Annotated in this window: 20 protein-coding genes and 2 pseudogenes; 15 read left to right on the top strand and 7 right to left on the bottom strand. The window is 74.5% G+C overall.

The features are described 5' to 3' along the window. Positions 1-9: 9 nt before the first annotated feature. The 4 genes from OP18_RS17925 to OP18_RS17910 form a co-directional block, all read right to left on the bottom strand. Entirely contained in the window at positions 10-483 is a 474-nt protein-coding gene (locus OP18_RS17925) for a CoA-binding protein (protein WP_033360072.1), read from the bottom strand. A 17-nt stretch (positions 484-500) separates the two neighbouring features. After that, entirely contained in the window at positions 501-1313 is an 813-nt protein-coding gene (pflA, locus tag OP18_RS17920) for a pyruvate formate-lyase-activating protein (protein WP_081970854.1), read from the bottom strand. After that, positions 1310-3562 (bottom strand): formate C-acetyltransferase, encoded by a 2253-nt coding sequence (gene pflB, locus OP18_RS17915; protein WP_169788959.1) that lies wholly within the window; start codon positions 3560-3562, stop codon positions 1310-1312. Before pflB ends, pflA begins: the two co-directional genes overlap by 4 nt. A gap of 104 nt (positions 3563-3666) precedes the next feature. After that, the gene (locus tag OP18_RS17910) at positions 3667-4203 is read right to left on the bottom strand and encodes a DoxX family membrane protein (protein ID WP_081970853.1); all 537 of its coding nucleotides are present in this window, start codon (positions 4201-4203) and stop codon (positions 3667-3669) included. Positions 4204-4489: 286 nt separating this feature from the next. Between OP18_RS17910 and OP18_RS17905 the strand changes: the two genes are divergently transcribed. From OP18_RS17905 to OP18_RS51265, 5 genes are all read left to right on the top strand, one after another. Beyond that, positions 4490-5266, top strand: coding sequence for a DsbA family protein (locus tag OP18_RS17905; RefSeq protein ID WP_033360070.1), 777 nt, complete (start codon positions 4490-4492; stop codon positions 5264-5266). Beyond that, entirely contained in the window at positions 5263-5883 is a 621-nt protein-coding gene (locus OP18_RS17900) for a vitamin K epoxide reductase family protein (RefSeq protein WP_033360069.1), read from the top strand. The genes OP18_RS17905 and OP18_RS17900 overlap by 4 nt, the downstream gene beginning before the upstream one ends. A gap of 20 nt (positions 5884-5903) precedes the next feature. Next, positions 5904-6299, top strand: a complete 396-nt coding sequence (locus tag OP18_RS17895; RefSeq protein WP_033360068.1) for a hypothetical protein — start codon at positions 5904-5906, stop codon at positions 6297-6299. Positions 6300-6360: 61 nt separating this feature from the next. Continuing rightward, complete coding sequence (locus OP18_RS17890; protein ID WP_052386897.1) at positions 6361-7188, top strand: CBS domain-containing protein; 828 nt, start codon at positions 6361-6363, stop codon at positions 7186-7188. Continuing rightward, positions 7185-9839 carry a GNAT family N-acetyltransferase gene (locus OP18_RS51265; protein WP_052386896.1) on the top strand — a complete coding sequence of 885 codons (2655 nt, stop codon included), beginning with the start codon at positions 7185-7187 and terminating at the stop codon, positions 9837-9839. The genes OP18_RS17890 and OP18_RS51265 overlap by 4 nt, the downstream gene beginning before the upstream one ends. Positions 9840-9947: 108 nt before the next feature. Here OP18_RS51265 and OP18_RS17880 read toward each other — a convergent pair whose 3' ends face one another. Next, on the bottom strand, positions 9948-10643 hold the full coding sequence (locus OP18_RS17880) for a CBS domain-containing protein (RefSeq protein ID WP_052386895.1): 696 nt from the start codon (positions 10641-10643) through the stop codon (positions 9948-9950). Positions 10644-10840: 197 nt separating this feature from the next. Between OP18_RS17880 and OP18_RS17875 the strand changes: the two genes are divergently transcribed. The 10 genes and pseudogenes from OP18_RS17875 to OP18_RS17835 all read left to right on the top strand — a co-directional run bounded on the left by OP18_RS17875 (position 10841) and on the right by OP18_RS17835 (position 22623). Continuing rightward, entirely contained in the window at positions 10841-11305 is a 465-nt protein-coding gene (locus OP18_RS17875; protein WP_033360067.1) for a CBS domain-containing protein, read from the top strand. A gap of 16 nt (positions 11306-11321) precedes the next feature. Beyond that, a pseudogene (locus OP18_RS62890) lies at positions 11322-11483 on the top strand (PEP/pyruvate-binding domain-containing protein); the annotation flags it as partial. A 111-nt stretch (positions 11484-11594) separates the two neighbouring features. Next, a pseudogene (locus OP18_RS51260) lies at positions 11595-13456 on the top strand (putative PEP-binding protein); the annotation flags it as partial. A 36-nt stretch (positions 13457-13492) separates the two neighbouring features. Next, complete coding sequence (locus OP18_RS52660) at positions 13493-14014, top strand: flavodoxin domain-containing protein (protein WP_052386894.1); 522 nt, start codon at positions 13493-13495, stop codon at positions 14012-14014. Between the two features lie 48 nt (positions 14015-14062). After that, the gene (locus OP18_RS17860; RefSeq protein ID WP_033360066.1) at positions 14063-14917 is read left to right on the top strand and encodes a universal stress protein; all 855 of its coding nucleotides are present in this window, start codon (positions 14063-14065) and stop codon (positions 14915-14917) included. A 99-nt stretch (positions 14918-15016) separates the two neighbouring features. After that, the gene (locus OP18_RS17855; RefSeq protein ID WP_033360065.1) at positions 15017-17527 is read left to right on the top strand and encodes a cation-translocating P-type ATPase; all 2511 of its coding nucleotides are present in this window, start codon (positions 15017-15019) and stop codon (positions 17525-17527) included. 4 nt (positions 17528-17531) lie between these two features. Beyond that, a complete protein-coding gene (locus OP18_RS17850; protein WP_033360064.1) occupies positions 17532-18275 on the top strand; it encodes a YwiC-like family protein in 744 nt (247 codons plus the stop codon). Positions 18276-18423: 148 nt separating this feature from the next. Then, positions 18424-19761: a glycoside hydrolase family 130 protein gene (locus OP18_RS17845; protein WP_245635430.1), complete on the top strand. Its 1338-nt coding sequence runs from the start codon at positions 18424-18426 to the stop codon at positions 19759-19761. Positions 19762-19848: 87 nt separating this feature from the next. Continuing rightward, the gene (locus OP18_RS17840) at positions 19849-22338 is read left to right on the top strand and encodes a glycogen/starch/alpha-glucan phosphorylase (RefSeq protein ID WP_033360063.1); all 2490 of its coding nucleotides are present in this window, start codon (positions 19849-19851) and stop codon (positions 22336-22338) included. 60 nt (positions 22339-22398) lie between these two features. Beyond that, positions 22399-22623 (top strand): hypothetical protein, encoded by a 225-nt coding sequence (locus OP18_RS17835; protein WP_033360062.1) that lies wholly within the window; start codon positions 22399-22401, stop codon positions 22621-22623. On the opposite strand, the gene OP18_RS17830 is transcribed toward OP18_RS17835, so the two are convergent. Both OP18_RS17830 and OP18_RS17825 read right to left on the bottom strand, forming a co-directional pair. After that, positions 22601-23563, bottom strand: a complete 963-nt coding sequence (locus tag OP18_RS17830; RefSeq protein ID WP_033360061.1) for an Acg family FMN-binding oxidoreductase — start codon at positions 23561-23563, stop codon at positions 22601-22603. The two genes, OP18_RS17835 and OP18_RS17830, sit on opposite strands and share 23 nt — an antisense overlap. Next, positions 23560-25980, bottom strand: coding sequence for a phosphoketolase family protein (locus OP18_RS17825; RefSeq protein ID WP_052386893.1), 2421 nt, complete (start codon positions 25978-25980; stop codon positions 23560-23562). Before OP18_RS17825 ends, OP18_RS17830 begins: the two co-directional genes overlap by 4 nt. Positions 25981-26074 lie beyond the last annotated feature (94 nt).

The raw sequence follows: 26074 nt of genomic DNA, 5'->3' as shown, positions 1-26074 counted from the left end.
GCAGCCACCTCACACGGTCCTGGGGATCCGGCCGGTGCACGACAGCACGCACCGCATCAGCTTGTGGCCGGGGTCGGCGGCGGGGTCGTACATGAGCGGGCAGCCGCCGTCGATGACGGTCATGCCGTGGTCGCGGGCGTACTCCACGGCGGTGGGCGAGACGCTGCCGGCGTCGAGCGAACGGTGCATCCACACCTGCCGGATGCCGAGCTGGGCGCATTCGCGCACGGTGGCGTCGGCGGCTTCCGGGCGGGTGCCGATGACGACGGCGTCGACGCCGCCGGGGACCGCGGCGAGGTCCGGGTAGCAGCGGTCGCCCTCGACCGTGGCGGCGCGCGGGTTGATCGCGAACACCTGGTAGCCGCGGTCACGCAGCCGCTGGTAGACCACGTTGCTGCCGTGGCCCCGGGCGGTGCGGGAGACCCCGGTCACCGCGATCCGCCGGCTGGCCAGGAACTGTGCCGCGGCGGCCTTCGTACGCATGGCGACCTCCTCGAAGGTCAGTAGGTGGTGAGCCCGGCGGCGGTGAACGTGTCGCGGACCCGGGTGAGCAGCGCGGCGTCCGGCGGTGCCGTGTCGCGCAGGGTGAACGGGACGCCGAGCCGGTCGTACTTGGCGGCGCCGAGCCGGTGGAACGGCAGGACGTCGACGCGTTCGACGTTGCCGAGGGCGGCGGCGAACCCGGCGACGCCCTCGACGTCGCGGGGGTCGTCGGTGAGGCCGGGCACCAGCACGTACCGGACCCACACCGGCGTGCCCCGGTCGGCGAGGCGGCGGGCGAAGGCCAGTGTCGGCTCGATCGCCGCGCCGGTGAGCCGGTGGTAGCGGGCCGGGTCCCACGACTTGATGTCGAGCAGGACGAGGTCGGTGACGTCGAGCAGCGCGTCGCCGGCCCGGGCGCCGAGCGCGCCGGACGTGTCCAGGGCGGTGTGCAGGCCGAGCTCCTTGGCGCCGGTGAACAGCGCGTGGGTGAACGCCGGCTGCAGCAGCGGCTCACCGCCGCTGACGGTCATACCGCCGCCGGCGGTGCGCACGAACGCGACGAAACCACGGACCTGGTTGACGACCTGCTCCGCCGTGCTCGGCGTGCCGTCACGCATGTGCCACGTGTCAGGGTTCTGGCAGTACAGGCAGCGCAACGGGCACCCGGCGGTGAACGCCACGAACCGGGTGCCGGGACCGTCGACGCCGGTGGAGATGTCCCAGGAGTGCAGGCGCCCCTGAACCGGACGCCACCAGCCGGGGGAACCGGTGGCGTCCGGTGGGGTGGTCCCGCCGCGGGGGGCAGCCGGTGGGACGGTCAGGTGGTTCATGTCGTGCCGTGGAAGGTGCGGTTGACCACGTCACGCTGCTGCTCCGGGGTGAGCCGGACGAAGTTGACGGCGTAGCCGGACACCCGCACCGTCAGCTGCGGGTACCGCTCCGGGTGCGCCATCGCGTCCACCAGCGTCGCCCGGTCCAGGACGTTGACGTTGAGGTGGAAACCGCCGGCGCCGGTGTAGCCGTCGAGGATGCCGACCAGGTTCGTGACCCGTTCGGCGTCGGCGCGGCCCAGGCCGTCGGGGGTCACGGTACTGGTGAGGGAGATCCCGTCGCGGGCCGACGCGTACGGCAGCTTCGCCACCGACAGCGCCGAGGCGACCATGCCGTGGGTGTCGCGGCCGTTCATCGGGTTCGCGCCGGGCGCGAACGGCTCACCGGCCCGCCGCCCGTCCGGGGTGTTGCCGGTGTGCTTGCCATACACCACGTTCGAGGTGATGGTGAGCACCGACTGGGTGTGGATCGCGCCGCGGTAGCTCGGGTTGGCCCGGACCTTCGCCATGAACGTCTCGACCAGCCACACGGCGATGCTGTCGGCGCGGTCGTCGCCGTTGCCGTACGCCGGGTACTCCCCCTCGATCGTGTAGTCCACGACCAGGCCGGTCTCGTCGCGCACCGGCGTGACCTTCGCGTAGCGGATCGCGGCGAGGCTGTCGGCGGCCACCGAGAGCCCGGCGATGCCGCAGGCGAGGAACCGGCGGACCGGGTGGTCGTGCAGCGCCATCTCGATGCGCTCGTAGGCGTACTTGTCGTGCATGTAGTGGATGATGTTCAGCGCGTCGACGTACGTGCGGGCCAGCCAGTCCAGGGTGCCGTCGAACGCGGCGAGGACGTCCTCGTAGCGCAGCACGTCCCCGGTCAGCGGCGCCGTCGCCGGCGCGACCTGCGCCCCGCTCATCTCGTCACGACCGCCGTTGATGGCGTACAGCAGCGCCTTGGCGACGTTGACCCGGGCGCCGAAGAACTGCATGTCCTTGCCGACCCGCATCGCCGACACGCAGCAGGCGATCGCGGTGTCGTCGTCGCTGTAGCGGCGCAGCAGGTCGTCGTTCTCGTACTGGATGGCGCTGGTGTCCATCGACACCTTCGCGCAGAACCGCTTGAACGGCTCCGGCAGGTCCGGCGACCACAGCACCGTCAGGTTCGGCTCCGGCGCCGGGCCCAGGTTGTACAGCGTCTGCAGGTACCGCAGCGACGTCCTGGTCACCAGGGTCCGCCCGTCGATGCCCATCCCGCCGATCGCCTCGGTGACCCAGGTCGGGTCCCCGGAGAACAGCTGGTCGTACTCGGGGGTGCGCAGGAACCGGATGATGCGCAGCTTCATCACGAAGTCGTCGATGAGCTCCTGCGCGCCGGACTCGGTGAGGGTGCCCTCGGCGAGGTCACGTTCGAGGTACACGTCCAGGAACGAGGAGGTGCGCCCGAGCGACATCGCCGCGCCGTTCTGCTCCTTCGCCGCGGCGAGGTACGCGAAGTACAGCCACTGCACCGCCTCCCGCGCGGTGCGGGCCGGCCCGGAGATGTCGTAGCCGTAGCTCGCCGCCATCGTCTTGAGCTCGTCGAGGGCGCGCAGCTGCTCGGCCAGCTCCTCCCGGTCGCGGATCACGTCGGCGGTCGCGGCGTGGTCGTCCAGCGACGCCTTGTCCAGCCGCTTCGCGGCGATGAGGAAGTCCACGCCGTACAGCGGCACCCGCCGGTAGTCGCCGATGATCCGGCCGCGGCCGTAGGCGTCGGGCAGGCCGGTGATGACGCCGGCCTTCCGCGCGGCGAGGATCTGCGGCGTGTACGCGTCGAACACCGCCGCGTTGTGCGTCTTGCGGTACCGGGTGAAGATCTCCTTCACGACCGGGTCCAGCTCGTAGCCGTAGGCCTTCAGCCCGTTCTCCACCATCCGCAGCCCGCCGAACGGCATGATGGCCCGGCGCAGCGGCGCGTCGGTCTGCAGGCCGACGATCAGCTCGCGGTCACGGTCGATGTACCCGGGCGCGTGCGCGGTGATCGACGCCGGCGTGTGCGGGTCGACGTCGTAGATGCCGCGCTCGCGTTCCTGCGGGAACATCGCGGTCAACAATCCCCACACGTGGGTGGTCCGCGGCGTCGGACCGCTCAGGAACCCCTCGTCGCCGGTGTACGGGCGCACGTTCGCCCGGACGAACCCGGCCACGTCGACCTGGTCACGCCACGATCCGCCCTGGAAGCCCCGCCAGGCGGCGAGCTCGGCCGGGGCGCTGATGGTGGTCATCGCTGTCCTCCTCGAGAGTTTCCTGCTGCGGTTCCAGCCTGTCGCGGCACGCCCGGGGGCGGCAGGGCCGGAAGTCCTGCCGCCCCGGGACGCGGGTCCGGTGTTCACCGCAGCCACGGTGCCTTCCTGACCAGGGCCGTCCCGCCCCACCAGCGGCCGAGGCCGAGGGTGTCACCGGCATGGGTGAGGGCGAGCCCGACGATGGTGCCGGCGTAGATGAGGTGGTCGTCCATGAACGGGTTGTTCGCCGGCGGGAGCACCGCGGTCCACATCAGCACCAGCAGCAGCGCGCCGGCGACCGCCGCGACCCGCATGCCGATGCCGAGGATGAGCGCGACGCCGATGCCGAGCAGGCCGAGCATGAACAGCCAGTCGGCCCAGCCGGCGCCGGCGAGGTCGTGGTAGACGCCCTCGAACGGCCCGGCGACGGCGCGACCGAGGAACCCCTTGGTGGGGCTGCCGCCGTTGATCCAGGCGGCCTTTTCGGTGGTCTCGTGGCCGAGCCCGAACAGCTTGTCGAGGAACGCCCACAGGAAGACCCAGCCGAGCGCGATGCGCACGCCGGCGAAGACGTAGCGGCCCGCGGTGCCCGCCGTCGCGCCGGTCGTGGTGGTGGCGGTGCTGGGGGCGAGGGTGGCCATGGTGCTCGCTTCCCTTCGAGGTGAGATATCGGCCCTGATCGTTGACACGCCCAGGTTCGCGCGGATCGACCGGCGTCAGCAGAGTCCTTCGCACCGACCAGCGGGACGAAGGTCCCGCCCGGGGACGCCCGGGGTATGTCGGGGCACGTCTGGGGCCGCCCGGGGCGAAGGTCCCGCGGGGACCGGGCCGACCGGGCCCGGGCCGATGACGTTCGCCTCATCCGCCGGCACGCGGGCCGCCCGCAGGCTGACACGGCGCACACCAGCCGACAGGGGGACCACCGCCATGGGCACACAGGCACGCACCGCGTCACGCCGCACCCAGCACGCCCGGGCCCAGCAGGCCCGGGCCGAGGCGCTGCGGCGCACCCAGCGCCGGCACCGCTACCTGGCGGCGACCGGCGGGGCCGTCATCCTCGTGCTGCTCGCCGCGATCGGGTGGGTGCTGTTCGACGCCGCCGGCGGCGACGACACCGCCGCGCCCGCGCCGTCCTCGACCGCGGCACCGGCCGGGGCCACCGCCACCGGCGCGATCGTGACCGGCACCGGGCCGGTCACGGTGACGGTCTACCTCGACTACCTGTGCCCGTACTGCGGCCGGTTCGAGCGGGCCAACAGCACCGAGCTGGAGCGGCTCGTCGCCGACGGCACCGTCCGGCTGGAGCTGCACCCCCTGGCGTTCCTGGACAAGGCGTCGCAGGGGACGCGGTACTCCACGCGCACCGCGAACGCCATCGCCACCGTGGCGGACCGGGCCCCGGCGGCGGTGCTCGCGTTCAACGCCGCGCTGTTCGCGCAGCAGCCGGCCGAGGGCGGCCCGGGGCTGACCGACGAACGGATCGCGGCGATCGCGACCGGCGCCGGCGTCCCCGCCGACGTCACCGCGACGTTCACCCAGCGCCTGTTCGAACGCTGGGTCGCCTCCTCCACCGAGACCGCCTTCCAGCGCGACGGCGTCACCGGCACCCCCACCGTGAAGATCAACGGCAAGGTGTTCGAGGGTGACCTGTACACCGCCGGCCCGCTGACCGCCGCCATCACCGCCGCCAAGGGGCAGGCATGACGTCGACCCTGACGCGGGTGCGGCGGCTGCGGCACCGCGCCGGCTGGATCTACGGCACGATGCTGCTGTCGGCGGTGCTGAGCCTCATCGCGTCGTTCGTGCTGTCCGTCGACGCGGTCCGCCTCGCCGCCGACCCGGCCGCCGACCTCACCTGCAACATCAACGCCGTGCTGTCCTGCGGCACCGTCGGCAGCTCCTGGCAGGCGCACCTGTTCGGGTTCCCGAACGCGTTCTTCGGCCTGGTCGCCGAGCCGGTCGTCATCACGGTCGCGGTCGCCAGCCTCGGCGGGGTCCGGTTCCCCCGCTGGTTCATGCTCGCCGCGCAGACCGTCTACACCCTCGGCGTCGTCTTCGCCTACTGGCTGTTCTACCAGTCGTCGTTCGTCATCGGCGCCCTGTGCCCATGGTGCCTGCTGGTCACCGTGTCGACCACGCTGGTGTTCTCCACCCTGACCCACGTCAACATCCGCGACGGCCACCTGCCGCTGCCCCGCCGCGCCGCACCCGCGCTGCGGGCCGCCCTCGACGCCGACCTCGACGCCATCGCGGTCACCATCTGGCTGCTGGCGCTGGCGCTGCTGGTGGTCGTGAAGTACGGCAGCGCACTGGTCGCGTAGCCCGACGGGAGCTGGACCGCATGATGCACACGCTGATCGTGACCGCCGTCGTCCTGCTGGTGTACGGCGCTGCCGGCATCGCCGTGCTGGTCGTCTACCGGGCCGGCACCGGCGGGCCCGGAGCCGGACCCGGCACCGGCCGGGGCGCCACCCGGGCCGGTGCCACCCGGGCCGGTGCCGCCGGGGACGGCATCCGGATGGCACCCGCCGGCCCGGTGGCACCCGCCGAGCCGGTCGGGGCGGACGACCCCCTCGAGGCCGCCGAGGCCGACGCCGCCCGGCGGCTCGTTGCCGGGCGGCTCGACGCCGCCGAGTACCGGCGGATCATGACGTCGCTCGCCGCCCGGGACGCCGACCCGCGCCCCGTCACCGGCCCCGAGCCGCCACGGCAGGACGACGGTCCCGGACTCAGGTGACCTTCGCCCCGTGTACCGACGGCAAGGGCGGGGCAGTGTGAGCGCCGAAGGGGGTGGACCGATGAACGACCTACGACCGGCGCACGACCTGCGGGTCCGCGACGTCATGAACCCGTCGGTGGTCGTGGTGACCGCCGACTGCACCAGCCGGCACGTCGTCGACGTCATCACCGAGTTCGGGGTGAGCGGCGTCCCTGTCGTGCGCGACGACGACCGGGTGATCGGCATGATCTCCGAGGCCGACCTGCTGCCCAGCCTGCAACCGGCCGGCGCGGCGGCCCTCGGCCCGGCGGACACCGGCACCGCCGCCGGACGCGAACCGGACACCGGCACCGTCGCCCGGCACGGCACGCGCACCGGCACCGCCACCCGGCACGGCACCCATGCCGACACCGCCGGCGCGCTCATGACCGCCCCGCCGGTGACCGTGACCGCCGGGGCACCGGTGAGCACCGCCGCCGGCCTCATGCAACGGCACGGGGTGAAGCGGCTGCCGGTCCTCGACGACGACACCGGGATCCTCGTCGGCATCGTGACCGTGCGCGACCTGCTGCGCGGCGCCCTGCGCTCCGACGAGGCGATCGAACGCGAGCTGCTCGACGAGCTGCTCGTCAACGGCCTGCGCCGCGGCGACGAAGGCGTCACCGGGACCGTCCAGGACGGCGTGGTGACCCTCGCGGGCAGCGCGCCGCAGCGTGACGTCATGGCGGCCATCAGGATCGCCAGCGGCCTGGACGGCGTGTACGGCGTCGTGGACACCATCAGCGCGCCGGGCACGCTCACCGTGTCCGCGGTGCCGCCCGCGGCCGCCGTCCCGCCGGTGTCCTTCGTGGTGTCCGAGCCGGCACCGGACGAGTCCGAACGGGACCCGGCCACGGACGCCGGATGAGCACCACGGCGGCACCGGCCGACTGCCTGACCGCCGACGGCAGCGTCGTGCGGGTCCGGCCGGTCACCGCCGCCGACGTGCCGGCGCTGCTCGCGCTGCACGAGGGCATGTCGGTGCAGAACCGGTACCTGCGGTTCTTCAGCGCGGGCGCCGCCCTCGACGCGGAGGTCCTGCGGCTGACCAGACCCGCCGACGACCAGCACCTCGCGCTGCTCGTCGAGCGGGCCGGCACCGTGCTGGCCGCCGGGTCGTACGAGCGGCTCGACGCCGACCGGGCCGACTTCGCCGTCATCGTGCACGACGACCACCACGGCGAGGGCCTCGGCACGCTGCTGCTGGAGCACCTGGCCGCCGCCGCCCGCCGCCAGGGCCTCACCGAGCTCGTCGGCGACGTGCTGGCCGGCAACCGGGCGATGCTGCGCGTCAGCGGCGACCTCGCCCCCGGCGTGCCACGCGGCGCCGGGGATCCCGGCGTCGTGCGGGTCCGCATCCCGACCCTGCCGGACGAGGCCGCCCTCGCCGCGGTCGGCGAACGGGACCGCACCGCCGCGCACCGCTCGCTGCGGCCGCTGCTCGCCCCGGCGTCCGTCGCCGTCATCGGCGCGGGCCGGCGACCCGGCGGCCTCGGCCACGAGATCCTCGCCGCGCTGCAGGCCGGCGGCTACGACGGCGAGCTGTTCGCGGTCAACCCCCGCGCCCGCGACGTGCGCGGCCTGCCCGCCCTGCCGTCGGTCGCCCTCGTCGGCGAACCGCTCGACCTCGCCGTCGTCGCCGTGCCGCCGGCCGCCGCCCGGCAGGTGCTGCGCGACTGCTGCGCCGCCGGGGTCCGCGCCGCCCTCATCCTCACCGCCGGCCTGGACGGCACCGCCCAGGCCGACCTGGTCCGGCAGGCGCGGCGGCACGGCATGCGGCTCGTCGGCCCCGACAGCCTCGGCGTGCTCAACACCGACCCGGCGGTCCGCCTCACCGCGACCACCGCCCGCACCCTCCCGCCGCCCGGCGGGCTCGCCGTCGCGTCCCAGTCCGGCGCGATCGGCGTGGCGATCCTCGAGGCCGCCGCCCGGCACGGCATCGGGGTGTCCACGTTCGTGTCGCTCGGCGACAAGGCCGACGTCAGCGGCAACGACCTCCTCGCGTACTGGCACGACGACCCCGCGACCCGGGCGGTCGCGCTGTACCTGGAGTCGTTCGGCAACCCGCGCCGCTTCGCCTGGACCGCCCGCGCCCTCGCCCGGCGCAAACCGGTCCTCGCCGTGCGCGGCGCCCGGCGCGCCGGCACGTCCGCCGCCGACGTCGCCGTCGAGGCGCTGTTCGAACAGGCCGGTGTCATCCGTACCGACACCCTTGGCGACCTGCTCGACACCGCCAGGGTCCTCGTGGACCAGCCGCTGCCGGCCGGTGACCGGCTCGCCGTCGTCGGCAACGCCCGCGGGCTCAACGCCCTGGCCGCCGGCGCGGCCGACGCCGCCGGCCTGACCGTGCCGCCGCGCACCGCCGCGACCACCGACCGGCCGCCCCACCTGGCGCCCGGCGCCACCGCCGGGGCCACCACCCTCGCCGACCTCGGCAACCCCGTCGACCTCGGCACCGGCGCGACCGCCGGCGCCATCGCCGCCACGGTCCGGGCCGTGGCCGCCGCGGGCGAGGCGGACCTGCTCCTCGTCGCGTACGCCGCGACCCGCACCGACGACGGCACCGCCACCCTGCGCGCCCTCGCCGCCGCCGTCGACGACGCCGCGCACCTGCCCGTCGCGGTCGTCGTGGTCGGGGTCACCGACCCACCGGCGACCCTCGGCCGGCGCCACGTCCCCGTGTACGACCTGCCCGAACCCGCGGTCCGCGCCCTCGGCCGGGCCGCCCGCTACGCCGCCTGGCGCCGCGAACCGCTCGGCAGGCGCCCACCGCTCGACGGCCTGCGGACCACCGCGGCCCGCACACTCGTGGACACGGCGGTCCGCGCCGGCGGCGGGTGGCAACCGCCCGGGGTCGCCCGCGAGCTGCTCGCCGCGTACGGCATCCCGACCCGGGCCGCGCTCCGCACCGCAGGGGTGGAGCTGGCCGCGGGAATCACCCACGACCCGCTGTTCGGTTCACTCGTGACGCTCTCCCCTGCCGGCCCCCGCGTCCCTGCCGGCCCCCGCGTCCCTGCCGACGCCGACCCCGGCGGCCCCGGCGACCCCGGCGGGCTCGGCGCTGTCGGCGACCTCGACGGGCTCGGCGCTGTCGGCGACCCCGGCGGACTCGGCGGACTCGGCGCTCTCGGCGACCCCGGCGGACTCCGCGACCCCGGCGCTCTCGGCGCTCTCGGCGGGCCCGGCGCTCTCGGCGCTCTCGGCGGACCCGGCGGGTGGCGCGGCGACCGGGTCGTGCGGCTGTTGCCGCTCACCGACCGGGACGCGGCGGGCATGTGCCGGCAGCTGCTCCCCGGCGCCGCACCCGCCGCCACCGCCGCGCTGGAGGACCTCCTGCTGCGCCTGGGCCGGCTGGCCGAGGACGTGCCGGAGATCGCGGAACTCGACCTGGACCCGATCCAGGCCGGGGAGGACGGCGCCGCGGCCGGGTGCACGGTTGGCGGCGTACGGCTGCGGCTGTGCACAGTCGGTGCCGAACCCGACCCCTACCTGCGGAACCTCCGTCCCGAGACCGTCTGACCTGCCGTGTTCCTGGGGTGAGGCACGGCACTTCGTGTAATGCTTCCTAGGATACTAGACCACAAGGGGTGGACGGTCAACGCCGTCCACCCCTTGCCGGGCCGCTGGTCAGAACATCACCGGGGCGCGGTAGCCCTTCGTCTGGTCGCCGGTGTCGTCCACCACCGGTGAGAGGTGGCTGACGACGTCGACGACGCCGTCGACGCGTTCGATCTGGCGGATGAGCGGCGCGACGAGCGACGCCCGGTCCACCTCGCCGAGGAGGGTGACGACACCGTCGTCGACCTCGACGCGCAGCTGGGCGCGTTCGGCGCCGACCAGCCCGTCCAGGGCGTCGGTGAGGATCTCGCGGCGGATCTCGTCGTCGGTGCGCAGGAACACCTTGAGCAGGTCACGGCGGGTGACCATGCCGATGAGGCGGCCCATGTCGTCGACGACCGGCAGCCGCTTGAGCTCCTCGGTCTCCATGATCCTGGCCGCGGCGACCACGGACGTGGTGCTCATGACGGTGACGGCGGGGGCGTTCATCAGCTCGCCGGCGGCGGTCGCGTGGGCCTTGCCGCGGGCCTGCCGGGTGTGCCGGTTCTCGAACAGCCGCAGGTGGTCGTCGTCGCCGGCGAACTCGATCTTCGGCACCAGGTCCGCCGACGACACGACGCCGACGACGCGGTCGAACCTGTCCACGACCGGGACGGCGTTGATCTCGTGCGCTTCCAGAAGGTCGACGATCTCCTTGAACGGCGTGTCCTCCTGCACCGATATCGCGCCGATCGTCATCACGTCGGCGACGTTCCAGCGGCCCATGGCCTGCCTCCTTCTGGCGTTCCCGCAGCTCGTCGCGGTGTCTCGGGCCGACCGTACGGCCGGGCCGCAGCCGCGCAGCAGGGCCCAACGGCACGTCCGGGGGTGACGTTCGACCGGCCCGGCAACCCGGGTCCATCGGCCCTGTCCGCGGCCGTGGACCGTGCATAGCTTTCGAGTCGGACCCTTGGAGGTGCACGGTGACGCTGACCGTGGCGACCCGGATGAGCGCGGGCGCGGTGACCGTCGAGGAACACGCCCACCTGCGGCAGGTGGTCGACCTCGTCGAAGGCGGCGCGGCCGCCGAGGTCGGGGTGGTGGACGGCTTCGGCCGGCTCCTCGGCGTCATCGACCCGGCCGACCACCCGGACCTGTTCGGCCACGCCGCCGGCCCCCGCGTCGCGGGCACGCCACGGCACCGCCGCCGGCGGGCCGGGCGGCGCGAGGCGGTCGCCGGCGACCTCATGACACCCGCCACCGCCGTCGCCGACACCTGGCCGGTGGCGCGGGCGTCCCGGGTCCTCACCGACGCCGGCGCGGACGTCGCGTTCGTCGTAGACGACCTGGGCTGCGTACGGGGCACCATCACCACCCGCCAGTGCCGGCCGGCGCCGGCGGCCCCCACCGCGCTGAAGGAGGCCGGTCGTGACCAAGTACGTGTATGACTTCGCCGAAGGTGGCATGGAGCTCAAGGACCTGCTCGGGGGCAAGGGCGGCAACCTGGCGGAGATGGTCAGGCTGGGGCTGCCGGTGCCGCCCGGGTTCACCGTCACGACCGACGCCTGCCGGGCGTACCTGCGCACCGGCGACGAGCCGTTCGGACTCGCCGACGAGATCGGCCTGCACCTGGAGCGCCTGGAGCGGCAGGCGGGGCGGCGGCTCGGGGACACCGCCGACCCGCTGCTGGTGTCGGTGCGTTCCGGGGCGAAGTTCTCGATGCCGGGCATGATGGAGACGATCCTCAACGTCGGCCTGACCGACGCGACCGTCGCCGGCCTCGCCGGGCAGACCGGCGGCGACGCCCGCTTCGCGTGGGACTCCTACCGGCGGTTGATCCAGATGTACGGCAGGACCGTCTGCGACGTGCCCGGCGACCGCTTCGACGCGGCGCTCGACGCGGCCAAGGCGGCCAAGGGCACCACCGACGACCTCGGCCTGGACGCCGCCGACCTGCGGGCGCTCGTCGGCACGTACAAGGACATCTTCCGTGCGCACACGGGCCGCGACTTCCCGCAGGACCCGCGCGAGCAGCTCGACCGGTCGATCCGGGCGGTCTTCCAGTCGACCTGTGCGACATCGAGTTCACCATCGAGCGCGGCAAGCTGTGGATGCTGCAGACCCGGGTCGGCAAGCGGACCGCGGCGGCCGCGTTCGTCATCGCCGCGCAGCTCGTCGACGACGGCGTCATCGACATGGACGAGGCGCTGACCCGGGTGACGGGCGCGCAGCTCGGGATCGCCGCGCAGGGCATCCTGACCAGCCGCGGCGGCAAGACCTCGCACGCCGCCGTGGTCGCCCGCGGCATGGGCAAGACGTGCGTGTGCGGCGCCGAGGACCTCGACGTCAACGTCGACGCACGCCGGTTCACGGTGGCCGGCCGGGTCGTCTCGGAGGGCGACGTGGTGTCCATCGACGGCACCACCGGCCGGGTGTACCTCGGTGCCGTGCCGGTGCAGCCGTCGCCGGTGGTGCGCTACTTCGAGGGCACCCTCTCCCCCGGCGCCGACCCGCTCGTCGCCGCCGTCGACCGGATCCTCGGCCACGCGGACAAGGTGCGGCGGCTGGCCGTGCGCGCCAACGCCGACACGTTCGACGACGCCGCCCGCGCCCGCCGCTTCGGCGCGCAGGGCATCGGGCTGTGCCGCACCGAGCACATGTTCCTCGGCGAGCGGCGGCCGCTCGTCGAACGGCTGATCCTCGCCCGTACCGACGAGAACCGCGACGCGGCCCTGGCCGAGCTGCTGCCGCTGCAGCGCGCGGACTTCGAGCGGCTGTTCCAGGCGATGCACGGGCTGCCGGTGACGATCCGGCTGATCGACCCGCCGCTGCACGAGTTCCTGCCGCCGCTGGACGAGCTGTCGGTGAAGGTCGCCCTGGCCGAGTCGCGCGGCGAGCCGGACGGCCACGACCGGGCGCTGCTGGACGCGGTGCAGCGGATGCACGAGGAGAACCCGATGCTCGGCCTGCGCGGGGTCCGGCTCGGCCTGGTGGTGCCCGGCCTGTTCGCGATGCAGATCCGTGCCGTCGCCGAGGCCACCCTCGCCTGCCGCGCGCGGGGCGTCGCCGTGCACCCCGAGATCATGGTGCCGCTCGTCGGTGCCGTGCAGGAGCTGGAGGCGGTCCGCGAGGAGGCGCTGCGGCTGCTCGGCCCGCTCGGCGTACGGGCGCGGATCGGCACGATGATCGAGGTGCCGCGGGCCGCCCTGACCGCCGGGGAGATCGCCCGCGCCGCGGACTTCTTCTCGTTCGGTACCAACGACCTCACCCAGATGGGCTGGGGCTTCTCCCGCGACGACGTCGAGGGGGCGTTCTTCGCCCGCTACCTGGAGCTCGGCATCTTCGGGGTGTCGCCGTTCGAGTCCATCGACCGCGACGGGGTGGGCCGGCTGGTGCGCATCGCCGTGGAGGAGGGCCGGCGGACCCGGCCGGACCTGCACATCGGCGTCTGCGGCGAGCACGGCGGCGACCCCGCGTCCATCCACTTCTTCCACGAGGCCGGGCTGGACTACGTGTCCTGCTCGCCGTTCCGGGTGCCGGTCGCCCGGCTGGAGGCGGGCCGCAGCGCCGTCGCGGCGACCGGCTCCGACACCCGTTGACCACTGCACACCCGCTGACCCCTGGAGGGTGACGACATGCGCGTCCTGGTCGCGTACACCGACGACGACGGCGCGTCCGCCGACACGGCCCGGCTGATCGGCGACACGCTGCACCGGCACGGGCTGGACAGCGTCGTGCGCGAGGTCCCCGCCGAACGCACCGGCGAGGGCGGCATCGGCGGCTTCGACGCGGTCGTGCTCGGCGGGCCGGCCCGGGGCGGGCACTGGCCGCGGCGCACGGTGCGGTTCGCGATGGCGCAGCGGCAGCGGTTGCGCCGCGTGCCGGTCTGGCTGTTCTCCAACAGCCCGGCCGGTGACGCGGTCACCCCGCAGCAGCGCATCGACATCGGCGCCGTCGAGGACGCCGTCGAGGCGCTGGACCACCGCCCGTTCCTGGCCGCGCACCCGCCGGGGCGGCCGTGGGCGCCGCACGCCCTCGAACCCGACCCCGGCGAGGTCCGCGGCTGGGCGCGGCACATCGCGGCGGCCCTGCGCGCCGGGGACCCGCCACCTGACCCGACGAACGCCGCCCCCGCACCGGACGCGCGGGGACGCTGAAGCACGCCGCCCCGCGCCGGACGCGCGGGGCCGCCGAAGGAGGACACCATGAACGCCCAGCGGATCGTCGTCGGCTACGACGGCTCCGACGAGGCCCGCACGGCGGTCGACTGGGCCGCCGACGAGGCCGCCCGGACCGGCGCGCAGCTGCAGATCGTGCACGGCTACCACGTCGCGTGGCCGGGCATCTACTACGACGTCACGGCCGAGCTCATCGAGGCGGCCGAACGCACCGGCGAGCAGCTCGTCGCCGAGGCCGTCAGCCGGGTCCGCGACCGTCACGACGGCATCGACGTCTTCGGCACCGCCGTGCAGGCGCCCGGCGCCACCACCCTGCTCGACCTCGGCGACAGCGCCGCGTCCCTGCTGGTCGTCGGCTGCCGCGGCGCCGGCGGCGTGAGCAACCTGCTGCTGGGCTCGGTGAGCCAGCAGGTCGCGACGCACGCGCGGACCCCGGTCGCCGTCGTGCGCGGGCACTGCGACGCCGCCGCCGGCCCGGTCGTCGTCGGTGTCGACGGCTCGCCGTCGGCGGAGACGGCGCTGCGGCTGGCGTTCGAGGCCGCCGCCGCACGCGGCACCGAGGTCGTCGCCGTCCGCGCCTACGTGCCGCCACCGGCGACCGTCGTGCCGCGCGACGCCGCCGAGGCCGCCGAGCGCGCCGCGCTCGAGTCGTCGCTGGACGGCTGGCGGGACCGGTACCCGGGCGTGAAGCTGGCGGCCGTGGTCACCGCCGGCCGGGCCGCGAAGGTGCTGATCGGCATGTCGCACACGGCGCAGCTCGTCGTGGTCGGCAGCCGCGGCCACGGCGGCTTCACCGGGCTGCTGCTCGGCTCCGTCGGCCAGCAGCTGATGCACTACGCGGAATGCCCGGTGCTGATCGCCCACGCGCCGAAGTCCGCGTGACCCGGTGACCGGTGCGGGGCCCGCACCCCGCACCGGTCCCGGGCCGCACGGGACCTTCGCCCCTGGCCGGGGCGGGACCGGCGGTGCGACGGTCGAGACATGACGCCCACGCTGACGACGCACCGGGACGGGCTCACCACCGCGCAGGCCGCCGCGTTGCGCGAACGGCACGGGCGCAACGAGCTGCCCGCGGCCCGGCCGCCGTCGGTCCCGGCGCGCGTCGGCGCGCAGCTGCGGGACCCGCTGATCGTCGTGCTGCTCGCCGCGATGGTGGTCACCGCGCTGCTGCGGGACATCAGCGACCTCGTCGTCATCCTGCTGGTGATCGTGCTCAACACCACCGTCGGCGTGGTGCAGGAGCTGCGCGCGGACCGGGCGGTGGCGGCGCTGCGCCGCATGGCCGCGCCGTCGGCCCGGGTGCGCCGCGACGGCACCGACGTGTCGGTCCCGGCCGGCGACCTCGTCCCCGACGACCTGGTACGCGTCGAGGCCGGCGACATCGTCCCCGCCGACCTGCGGATCGTCGAGGCGGTCCGGTTGACGGCGGACGAGTCGGCGCTCACCGGCGAGTCGATGACGGTGGCCAAGGACGTCGGCGGGGAGCTGTCCGCCGGCACCGTGACCGCCACCGGCCGCGCCACCGGGATCGTGCTGCGCACCGGCCCGCACAGCGCGCTGGGCCGCATCGCCGCGCTGGTCGCCGGGCAGCCCCGGCGGGCGACGCCGCTGCAGCGGCGGCTCGCCGGGCTCGGCAAGGTGCTCGCCGCGGCCGCGGTGGCGCTGTCGGCGGTGGTGTTCCTGGTCGGGGTGCTGCGCGGCCAGCCGGTCGCCGAGATGCTGCTCGCGGCGGTGAGCCTGACCGTCGCGGCGGTGCCCGAGTCGCTGCCCGCGGTCGTGACCCTCGCGCTGGCGCTGGGCGCCCGCCGGATGGCGCAGCGCTCGGCGATCGTGCGCCGGCTGCCGGCCGTGGAGACCCTCGGCTCGGTGACGGTCCTGGCCACCGACAAGACCGGCACCCTCACCGAAGGGCTGATGAGCGTCGAGCGGTTCCTGCTGCCGGACCGCGCCGAGGTCGCCCTGCACGGGACCGGGTACGACCCGGCCGGCAGCGCGACGCCCGCCCCCGGCGACGCCGCGCTGGAGCTCGCCCGGGCCGTCGTGCTGTGCACCGACGCCGACCTGGCCGCTCCCGGCGGGGAGCGCACGGCGTGGGCACCCGTCGGCGACCCGATGGAGGCCGCGCTGCTGGCCGCCGCCGGCCGGTGCGGCATCGGCACGGCGGTGCGGGAGCGCTACCCGCGGGTGGACGAGGTGCCGTTCGACGCCGACCGCCGCCGCATGACCACGGTGCACGCCGACCCGGACGGCGGCCACCTGATCGTGTGCAAGGGCGCGCCCGACGGGCTGCTCGCCCCGGGCGGCCCGGTCGACGCCGACGACGGGACCCGCGCGTGGGCCACCCGCACCGCCGCCGGGCTCGCCGGTGACGGGTACCGGGTGCTCGCCGTCGCCACCGCGCACCGCGACGGCGGTGCCGGAGCCGGCGCGGACGACGTCGAACGGGGGCTGCGGCTGCTCGGCCTGGTCGCCCTCGTCGACCCGGTACGGGACGCGGCACCGGACACGGTCCGGGCGTTCCACGACGCCGGCATCCAGCCGGTCCTCATCACCGGCGACCACCCGGCGACGGCCGCCGCGATCGCCGAGCGGGTCGGCATCGCGGCCCCGGGCGCGAGGGTCGCGCTCGGCGACGACCGGGTCGACCCCGGCGCGCCGGCCGTCGTGTACGCCCGCACCAGCCCCGAACGCAAGCTCGCCATCATCAAGGCCCTGCAGCGCGGCGGCGCCGTGGTGGCCATGACCGGTGACGGCGTGAACGACGCGCCCGCGCTGCGCCGCGCCGACATCGGTGTGGCGATGGGCCGCGGCGGCACCGAGGCGGCCCGCCAGGCCGCGGACCTCGTCCTCGCCGACGACAACCTCGCCACGGTCGCCACCGCCGTCCGCGAGGGCCGGCGCATCTACGCCAACATCCGCCGGTTCCTCGTCTACGCGCTGTCCGGCGGCGCCGCCGAGGTGCTCATCATGCTCGCCGGCCCGTGGCTGGGTCTGGCGGTGCCGCTGCTGCCGGCGCAGATCCTGTGGATCAACATGATCACCCACGGCCTGCCGGGTGTGGCGCTCGGCGGCGAGCCGGCCGCACCCGGGCTGATGCGGCGCCCGCCCCGCCGACCCGACCAGGCCATCCTCGCCCGCCTGGCGGCACCGATCGCCGTCACCGGCGCCCTGATCACCGTGACCGCCCTGGCCGCCGCGCTGTGGACCAGGCACGCGGGCGGCCCCTGGCAGAGCGTGCTGTTCCTGGTGCTGGGGCTGGCCCAGCTCGGGGTGGCGCTGGCGCTGCGGGCCCGCGGCACCGGCCGGCGCAACTGGGGCCTCGACGCGGCGGTCGGGCTGTCGCTGGTCCTGCAGCTCGCCGCGGTCTGGCTGGCGCCGCTGCACACGCTGCTGGGCACCGAGGCGCTCACGCTGACCGGCACGCTCGGCTGCGCCGCGGTGGCGGCGGTGCCGGGACTGGTGACCTACCTGCGCTCCGCCGGTCGCCGGTGACCCGATGACGAGCACGATCACGCGGCGCCCCGCCCGCCGGCCCGGCGCCCGGCAGTTCGTCCCGCCGCAGCACGGCGCCTGGGCCATGCTGGCCGTGCCCTGGCTCGCCGGCGTGCTCACCGCCGGCTTCCGGTGGGTGCACCTGCCGCTGCTCGGCGCGTGGCTCGCCGGCTACCTGTGCTCGTACTACGTGCTGCAGGCGGTCAAGACGCGCCGCCCGGCCCGGTTCCGGGCGCAGCTGCTGCTGTACGCGCCGGCCGCCGCGGCCCTGACCGGGCTGGTGGTCGCCGTGCGGCCGCAGGTGCTCGCGTACGCCCCGGTGTACGCGCTGCTGTTGGCCGGCAACGTCCTGTACGCCCGGCGGCGCCGGGAGCGGGCGCTGCTCAACGACGTCGCCTCGGTCGTGCAGAGCTGCGTCATGGTCTTCGTCGCCGCCACCGTCGCCGGCACCCCGCCCGGCGCGGTGGCGCCCGTGTTCGCCGCGGTCCTGCTGTATTTCACCGGCACCGTCCTGTACGTCAAGACGATGATCCGGGAGCGCGGCAACCCCGCGTACCTGCGGGCGTCGGTCGCCTACCACGCGGGCGCCGCCGTGGCCGCCACCCTCCTGGGCGCCCTGCCGGCGGTCGTGTTCGCGCTCCTGCTGGCCCGGGCCGTGCTCGTGCCGAGGTTCCGCCTCGCGCCGAAGCACGTCGGCATGATCGAGATCGGCGCGTGCCTGCTGCTGCTCGCCGCCGTCGCGGCCTGACCACCGGCCGGCAACCCCGCGGGACCCGCATCCTGTCGCGGGCCCGGGATCGTTTCCATCGGGCGTACCGCGGCCGCACCGCGGCGTCCGGTCCACGGATGGAAACGGGCCCGCCGCGGGGCCGGGACAGGAGGCACCGGTGCTCAGCATGCTGGAGACGTCCGCGCGCAGCGGGACCGTGCTGGAGACCCCAGCGCGCGGCGGGACCTTGCTGGAGACCTCCGCGCGCGGCGGGACCGGCGTCGCGGTGGCGCGGCAGGAGCTGCGGCTGCAGCCGGACCCGGCGCGGGTCGTGGCGCTGCCGCTGCAGTTCGCGCCCGCGGTGCTGGCGGAGCGGGTCGAGCGGGTGCTGCGCCGCACCGACGCGCAGGCCGCCGAGGCGTTGCGCGACATGACCGGCCGCTTCGGCTGGCGGCACCGGGACCTCACCGCCCAGCTGCGCCGCCGCTGGGCCGAGCTCGTCGACCTGCTGCACCTCGACCCGTCCGGCATCGGCGAGGACCGGCGCCTGCTCGCGGCCGCGTACACCACGATGGAGTACGCCGTGGAGGCCGCCGCGCTGTGCAACCCGTCGATCGTGCCCGCGCCGGACCAGCGCGGCGCCGGCCCGGGTGAGCTGCGCGTCGTGGTCAGCCTCCGGGCGATCGGCGAGGGGCACCGCTCCACGGTGGAGTTCCGCACCGGCACCGTCGACGCCGCCGGCCGGCTGCGGCTGGACCCGGCGGGACGGTGGGCCACCCCCGGCCACGTCACCCCCGGGCCGGACGGGTACACGGTGCGCTTCGACCCGGCGACGCCGCTGGACGAGCGGGTCCTGTACGCGGCGGCGCCCGACGAGACGCTCGGGCTGGAGGACGCGCGGTTCGTGCCGCTGCGGCTGCCCGACGGGTCCACCAGCTGGGCGGCGACGTACACCGCGTACAACGGCCGGGACATCACCATCAAGCTGATCCGCACCGACGACTTCACCACCTTCACCGTGCGGCCGATGACCGGTCCCGGCGTGTCGGACAAGGGCATCGCGCTGTTCCCCCGGCAGGTCGGCGGGCGCTGGTGGGCGCTGGGCCGCCAGGACGGGCAGCGGCTGTTCGTGATGACCTCGCCGGACCTCGTGCACTGGGACGACCCGCGGCCGCTGGCCGACCCGGTGCACGACTGGGAGCTGGTCCAGATGGGCAACTGCGGCTCACCGGTCGAGACGCCCGCCGGCTGGCTGGTCGTGACGCACGGCGTCGGCATGCTGCGCCGGTACGTGATGAGCGCCATGCTGCTGGACCGCGACGACCCGGGCGTGGTGCTCGGGCGGCTCGAGCGGCCGCTGCTGGAGCCCGACGAGGACGAGCGGGAGGGGTACGTGCCGAACGTGCTGTACTCCTGCGGCGGGCTGGTCCACGGGGGCCGGCTGGTGCTGCCGTACGCGTACTCGGACCGGGCGTGCTCGGTGGCCTCCGTCGACGTGGAGGAGCTCATCGCCGCGATGCGCTGAGGCCAATGCCCCAACTTCGCCGATCACTGGCCGCCACCTGGGCGATACTTACAGTGAGCACGCCGGACGCCCGGGGGAAGGACCACCGTGACCACCGTCCACACCAGAGCGAAGCGCAGGGCCGTCGGCACCACCCGGGAGCACCTCGAACAGGAGCTGGTCAGCAACCTCTACTACCAGCGCGGCACGACCACCCAGTCGGCCAGCAGCTACGACGCCTACTACACGCTCGCCCTGACCGTCCGTGACCGGCTCGTGGACCGGTACGCGCGCACCACGGCGGCGCACTACGCCGCGAACCCGCGGTTCCTGTACTACCTGTCGGCCGAGTACATGCTGGGCCGGCAGCTGACCCAGAACATGCTCAGCACCGACACCGAGGAGCCGCTCGCCGCCATCGTGTCCGAGCTCGGCCTGTCGCTGGACGAGCTGGCCCGCTACGACGTGGAGCCCGGCCTCGGCAACGGCGGGCTGGGCCGGCTCGCCGCCTGCCTGCTGGACGCCCTCGCCACGTCGGACATCCCGGCGGTCGGCTACGGCATCCGGTACGAGTTCGGCATCTTCAAGCAGGCGTTCACCGACGGCGGCGGCCAGCTGGAGCGCCCCGACGACTGGGCGTTCTACGGCAACCCGTGGGAGTTCGCCGCGCCCGACGACCGGCAGCTGGTCGGCTTCTACGGCACGACGGAGCCGGTGGAGGACGACCCGACCGGCCTGCGGCGCCGCTGGATCCCCGGCGAGGTGGTGCGCGGCGAGCCGAGCCACATGCTGGTCCCCGGGTACGGCACGCAGACGGTCAACATCATCCGCCTGTGGCAGGCCCGGGCCAGCCGCCAGTCGTTCAACCTCGAACGGTTCAGCGCCGGCGAGTACGTCGAGGCCGTCGAGGACATCGTCCGCTCGGAGAACATCAGCAAGGTGCTGTACCCCGACGACAGCACCGAGCCCGGCCGCGAGCTGCGCCTGAAACAGCAGTACTTCCTGGTCTCCTGCTCGTTGCGCGACATCATCCGGCGGTACCACCTGCGCAACTCCCGCTGGGACGGCCTCGCCGACAAGGTGGTGATCCAGCTCAACGACACGCACCCGGTCATGGCGGTCGCCGAGCTGATGCGGCTGCTCGTCGACGAGCACGGGGTGGCGTGGGAGCAGGCGTGGTCGATCACCCGGCGGACGTTCGCCTACACCTGCCACACCCTCATGCCGGAGGCGCTGGAGACCTGGCCGACGGACCTCGTCCAGCGGCTGCTGCCCCGGCACATGGAGATCATCTACGCGATCAACCACTTCTTCCTCGACGAGGTCCGGCACCGCTACCCCGGCGACACCGAGAAGGTCCGCCGCCTGTCGATCGTGCAGGAGGAGCCGGTCCGCAGCGTGCGCATGGCCCACCTCGCCACCGTCGGCAGCTTCGCGGTGAACGGCGTCGCCGAGCTGCACTCCAGGCTGCTGGCGGACACCACGCTGACGGACTTCGCGCAGCTGTGGCCGGACCGCTTCCACAACGTCACCAACGGCGTCAGCCCGCGACGGTTCCTGCGGCTGGCCAACCCGCGGCTGTCCGCGCTCATCACCGCCGAGCTCGGCGACGACCGCTGGCTCACCGACCTCGAGCGGCTCGAGGGCCTGACCGCCGTGACGGAGCACCCGGCGCTGCTGGACCGGTGGCGCTCCGTCAAGCGCCGCAACAAGGCGGCCCTGGCCGTCTACGCCGCGCAGGCGACCGGCGTGGTGCTCGACCCCGACGCCATGTGCGACGTGATGATCAAACGGTTCCACGCCTACAAGCGGCAGTTGCTCAAGATCCTGCACGTGGTCACGCTCTTCAACCGCATCCACGCCGACCCGGACGCCGACCGGGTCCCCCGCTCGTTCGTCGTCGCCGGCAAGGCCGCGCCCGGCTACCACGCGATGAAACGGCTGATGCGGCTGGTCAACGCGGTGGCCGCCACGGTGAACGCCGACCCCGTCGTGTCCCGGCACCTGCGCGTGGTGTTCCTGCCCGACTACAACGTCACCCGCGCGGAGCTGATCGTCCCGGCCGCGGACCTGTCCGAGCAGATCTCGCTCGCCGGCACCGAGGCGTCCGGCACCGGCAACATGAAGCTCGCCCTGAACGGCGCGCTGACCATCGGTACGCTCGACGGCGCCAACATCGAGATCCGCGACCGGGTCGGGGCGGACAACTTCTTCCTGTTCGGGCTCGACGCCGGCGAGGCCGCCGCGGTCCGGGCCGAGGGCTGTTCGCCGCGGCGGCACTACGAAAACGACGAGGAGCTGCGCGCCGCCGTCGACGCCATCGCCGGCGGGGTGTTCTCCCACGGCGACCGGGCCGAGTTCGCCGACATCGTCCACGTCATGCTCACCTACGACGAGTACCTCGCCCTGGCCGACTACCGCTCCTATGTGGACTGTCAGGACGCCGTCGACGCCGCCTGGTGCGACACCGAGCGGTGGACCAGGATGTCGGTGGTGAACACGGCCCGGTGCGGCTTCTTCTCCGCCGACCGCACGGTCCGCGACTACCGCGAGCGGATCTGGCGGGTCGACCCGGTCCCGGTGTCGCCGCAGGACTGAGTCACCTGGGCCGGGCCCGACGGGGCCGTCACCGACTGAGCGGCGGAGGCTCCCCTGGCGATGGTCCTGCACGGCGGCGCCGACGTCGCGGTGCTCACCGACCCGACCGGCGCGGCGGTCACGTTCGCCCTGCCCGGCCGCTGGCGGGTCGAGCTCAGCTCAGCCGGCGACGGTGCGGCGCCGCAGCCGCACGGGCACGGGCGACGACGCGAAGCCGCCCGCCGGGCTGCGGAGAGCCCGGCGGACGGCGGCGGTGACCCGGTCAGTCCTCGACGATCTCGATGACCTGCTCGACCGGCAGTCGGGGGGTGTGCGCCGGCCCCGCGTGGTCGGGGTCGGTGGTGCCCAGGCGCATGACCAGGAACGGGTAGCCGACCTCGCCCAGCATGCGCCGCAGCGCCTGCCGGGTGAAGTCCAGCTCGATGGGGCTGCTCAGCGGCAGCACCGCCGCGCCGTGGTCGGTCGCGGCGACCCAGACCTCGCTGAGCGCCTCGCCGGCGCGCAGCCAGTCGGCGGGTTCGTCGCCGTCGCCGTACAGCACGGCGTAGGCGGCGGCCGTGTCGTGGCCGGTGCCGGCCTGCAGGGTGCCGCTGACCCCGAAGTCGCGCTCGGCGACGGTGGTCAGGGGCAGCTCCACCGGGATGACGGCGTCGGGCAGGCCGGTGCCGGCGGGCCGTTCGCCGCCGACCCAGGACGCGGTCTCGGCCCGCATCCGCTCGTCGTGGCGCTCCGCGTCGCCGGCGTGCTCGATCATGACGGCGAGCTCGAGGACCTGGTCGCGGTTGAGCACGTGCAGCCGGGCGCCGCCGGCCGTGGCGGCGGCGGTGATGGCCTGCACGGCCTCGGGGGCGACCGGCTCGTCGCTGACCGCCCGGCGGTCGGTGCGCCGCACCTGCAGCAGCTGCAGCCGGCGCATCGCGGCCGGGTCGGCGGGGCCGGGCGCCGCCGCCTGCACGACCGCGAGCGGCTCGCCGGCCGGCCGCCGCACCGTGTGGGTCCAGCCCGCGGCGTCCAGGGCGACGCGGGCGTGGTGCAGCGCCGCGCCGCAGCTGAGCAGCATGAGGCGGCCCGCCGGGTCCTGCTCGCGCAGCTGGCGGTCGGTCACCGCGTACAGCTCCAGCGAGTCGCCCCGCACGACCCACCGCCACGGTTGCGTGTTGTGCACGGACGGCGCCAGCCGGGCGGTGTCCGCCGCCCGGGCAAGCGCCTCACTCGCCGTGCTCATCCCTGCTGGGCCCAGTCGCCGAGGGTCCAGCCGCGCACCTCGGGCATGTCCTCGAGGTGCTCGACCACGTACGCCTCGTGCTCGGCGAGCTTCTGCTCGCACCACGCCTTCAGCTCGGCGGCGCCGCGGGGCAGCCGCTTGGCGTTGTTGATGGCGTCCATCACGAGGTGGTAGCGCGAGGCCCGGTTGCGCACCGTCATGTCGAACGGGGTCGTGGTGGTGCCCTCCTCGATGAAGCCGCGGACCCGGAACCGGTCGGCGTCGGGACGGCCGTGCACCAGCTGGTGGATGGCGCCCGGGTAGCCGTGGAAGGCGAAGACGACGTCGACGGTGTCGGTGAACAGCTCCGTGAACCGGGTCGAGCTCATCCCGTGCGGGTGGTCCTTCGGCCGGGGCAGCGTCATCAGGTCGACCACGTTGACGACGCGGACCTTGAGCTTCGGCAGCCGGGCCTTCAGGATCTGGGCCGCGGCGACGGTCTCCATGGTGACGACGTCACCGGCGCAGGCCAGGACGATGTCGGGGTCGGTGCTGCCGTCGTCGGTGCCGACCCAGTCCCAGATGCCGGCGCCCTGCGCGCAGTGGGCCGTGGCCTGCTCCATCGTCAGCCACTGCAGCTGCGGCTGCTTGTCGATGACGATGAGGTTGATGTACGAGCGCGACCGCAGGCAGTGGTCGGCGACGGACAGCAGGCAGTTGGCGTCCGGCGGCAGGTACACCCGGGCGACGTCACCGCGCTGCGTGAGCACGACCTGGATGAGGCCGGGACCCTGGTGGGAGAAGCCGTTGTGGTCGTTGCGCCAGGCGGTCGAGGTGAGCAGGACGTTGAGGCTGGGGACCTTCGCCCGCCAGGGCAGCCGCTTCGCCTCCTGCAGCCACTTGCCGTGCTGGACGGTCTGGGACGCCGACACCATCGCGAACGCCTCGTAGGTGGCGAACATGCCGTGCCGGCCGGTCAGGTTGTACCCCTCGAGCCAGCCGTGGCAGTTGTGCTCCGAGAGCACCTCCATGACCCGCCCGTCGCGGCTGATCGCGACGTCGGCGTCGGTGACCCGCTCGGCGAACGCCCGGTCGGAGACCTCGAACACGGCGCCGAGCCGGTTGCTGTTGGTCTCGTCGGGGCAGAAGAGCCGGAACCGGTCGGGGTTGGCGCGGTACACGTCGCGCAGCATCTCCCCGAGCCGCCGGGTCGACTCGGCGTGCGAGTCGCCGGGGGTGCCCACCTCGACGGCGTAGTCGCGGAAGTCCGGCAGGTCGAGGTCGCGGGTGAGCAGGCCGCCGTTGGCGTGCGGGCTGGCGCTCATGCGCAGGTCGCCGTCGGGGGCGAGGCCCCGCACCAGGTCGACCGGGGCGCCGGAGGCGTCGAAGAGCTCCTCCGGCCGGTACGAGCGCAGCCACCGCTCCAGGATCTCCAGGTGCTCCGGGTTGTCCTTGACGCCGGACAGCGGCACCTGGTGGGAGCGCCACGTGCCGGTGACCTGGATGCCGTCGACCTGGTCGGGTCCGGTCCAGCCCTTCGGCGACCGCAGGATGATCATGGGCCAGTGCGGGCGCTTGCCGTCCCATTCGCCGTCGCGGGCGGCGCGCTGGATGGCGCGGATGCGGCTCCACGCGTCGGCGAGGGCGGCGGCGAAGCGGTGGTGCATGCCGGGCAGGTCGTCGCCGGTGACCTCGATGACCTCGTAGCCGTGCCCCTCCAGCAGGGACCGCACCTCGGCCGGGTCCTTGCGGCCCAGCACGGTCGGACCGGCGATCTTCGCGTCGTTGAGGTGCAGGATCGGCAGGACGGCGCCGTCGCGGGTGGGGTTGAGGAAGGAGATGCCCTTCCAGGAGCCCTCCAGGGGGCCGGTCTCCGCCTCGCCGTCGCCGACCACGGCGATCGTCAGCAGGTCGGGGTTGTCCATCACCGAGCCGAACGCGTGGACCAGCACGTACCCGAGCTCGCCGCCCTCGTGGATGGAGCCGGGGGTGGTGACCGAGACGTGGCTGGGGATGCCGCCGGGGCTGGAGAACTGCCGGAACAGCCGCAGCACCCCCGCCTCGTCCTGCGACACGGCCGGGTAGATCTCGCTGTAGGTGCCTTCCAGGTAGCCGGCGGCCACCAGCGCGGGCCCGCCGTGGCCGGGTCCGGCGAGGTAGATCGCCTCCTGGCCGGTGCGGCGGATGAGCCGCGACACGTGCGCGTAGATCAGCGACAGGCCTGGGCTGGTGCCCCAGTGCCCGAGCAGCCGGGGTTTGATGTCACCCGGCTCGAGGGGGCGGCGCAGCAGCGGGTTGCCCTGCAGGTAGATCTGGCCCACCGTGAGGTAGTTGTTCGCGCGCCACCATGCGTCCAGTTGCGCGACCTCGTCGTCGGTCGGCCGGGCGAGCGCGGCGGTCAGGTTCTCGTCGGTGGTGCGGTCCGCGACAGTGGTCACCGGACGTCCTTTCTCCGATATGCGTGTTCAGGCTGTGGTCGTGTACGGCAGCAGTCCGTCCCGGGCATACCATCCCGACCCTACGCCGCCGGAC

The sequence above is a fragment of the Dactylosporangium aurantiacum genome (assembly GCF_000716715.1).
In the GTDB taxonomy this organism is placed as follows: Bacteria; Actinomycetota; Actinomycetes; order Mycobacteriales; family Micromonosporaceae; genus Dactylosporangium; species Dactylosporangium aurantiacum.
This window is presented reverse-complemented; position numbering and strand designations above follow the sequence as displayed.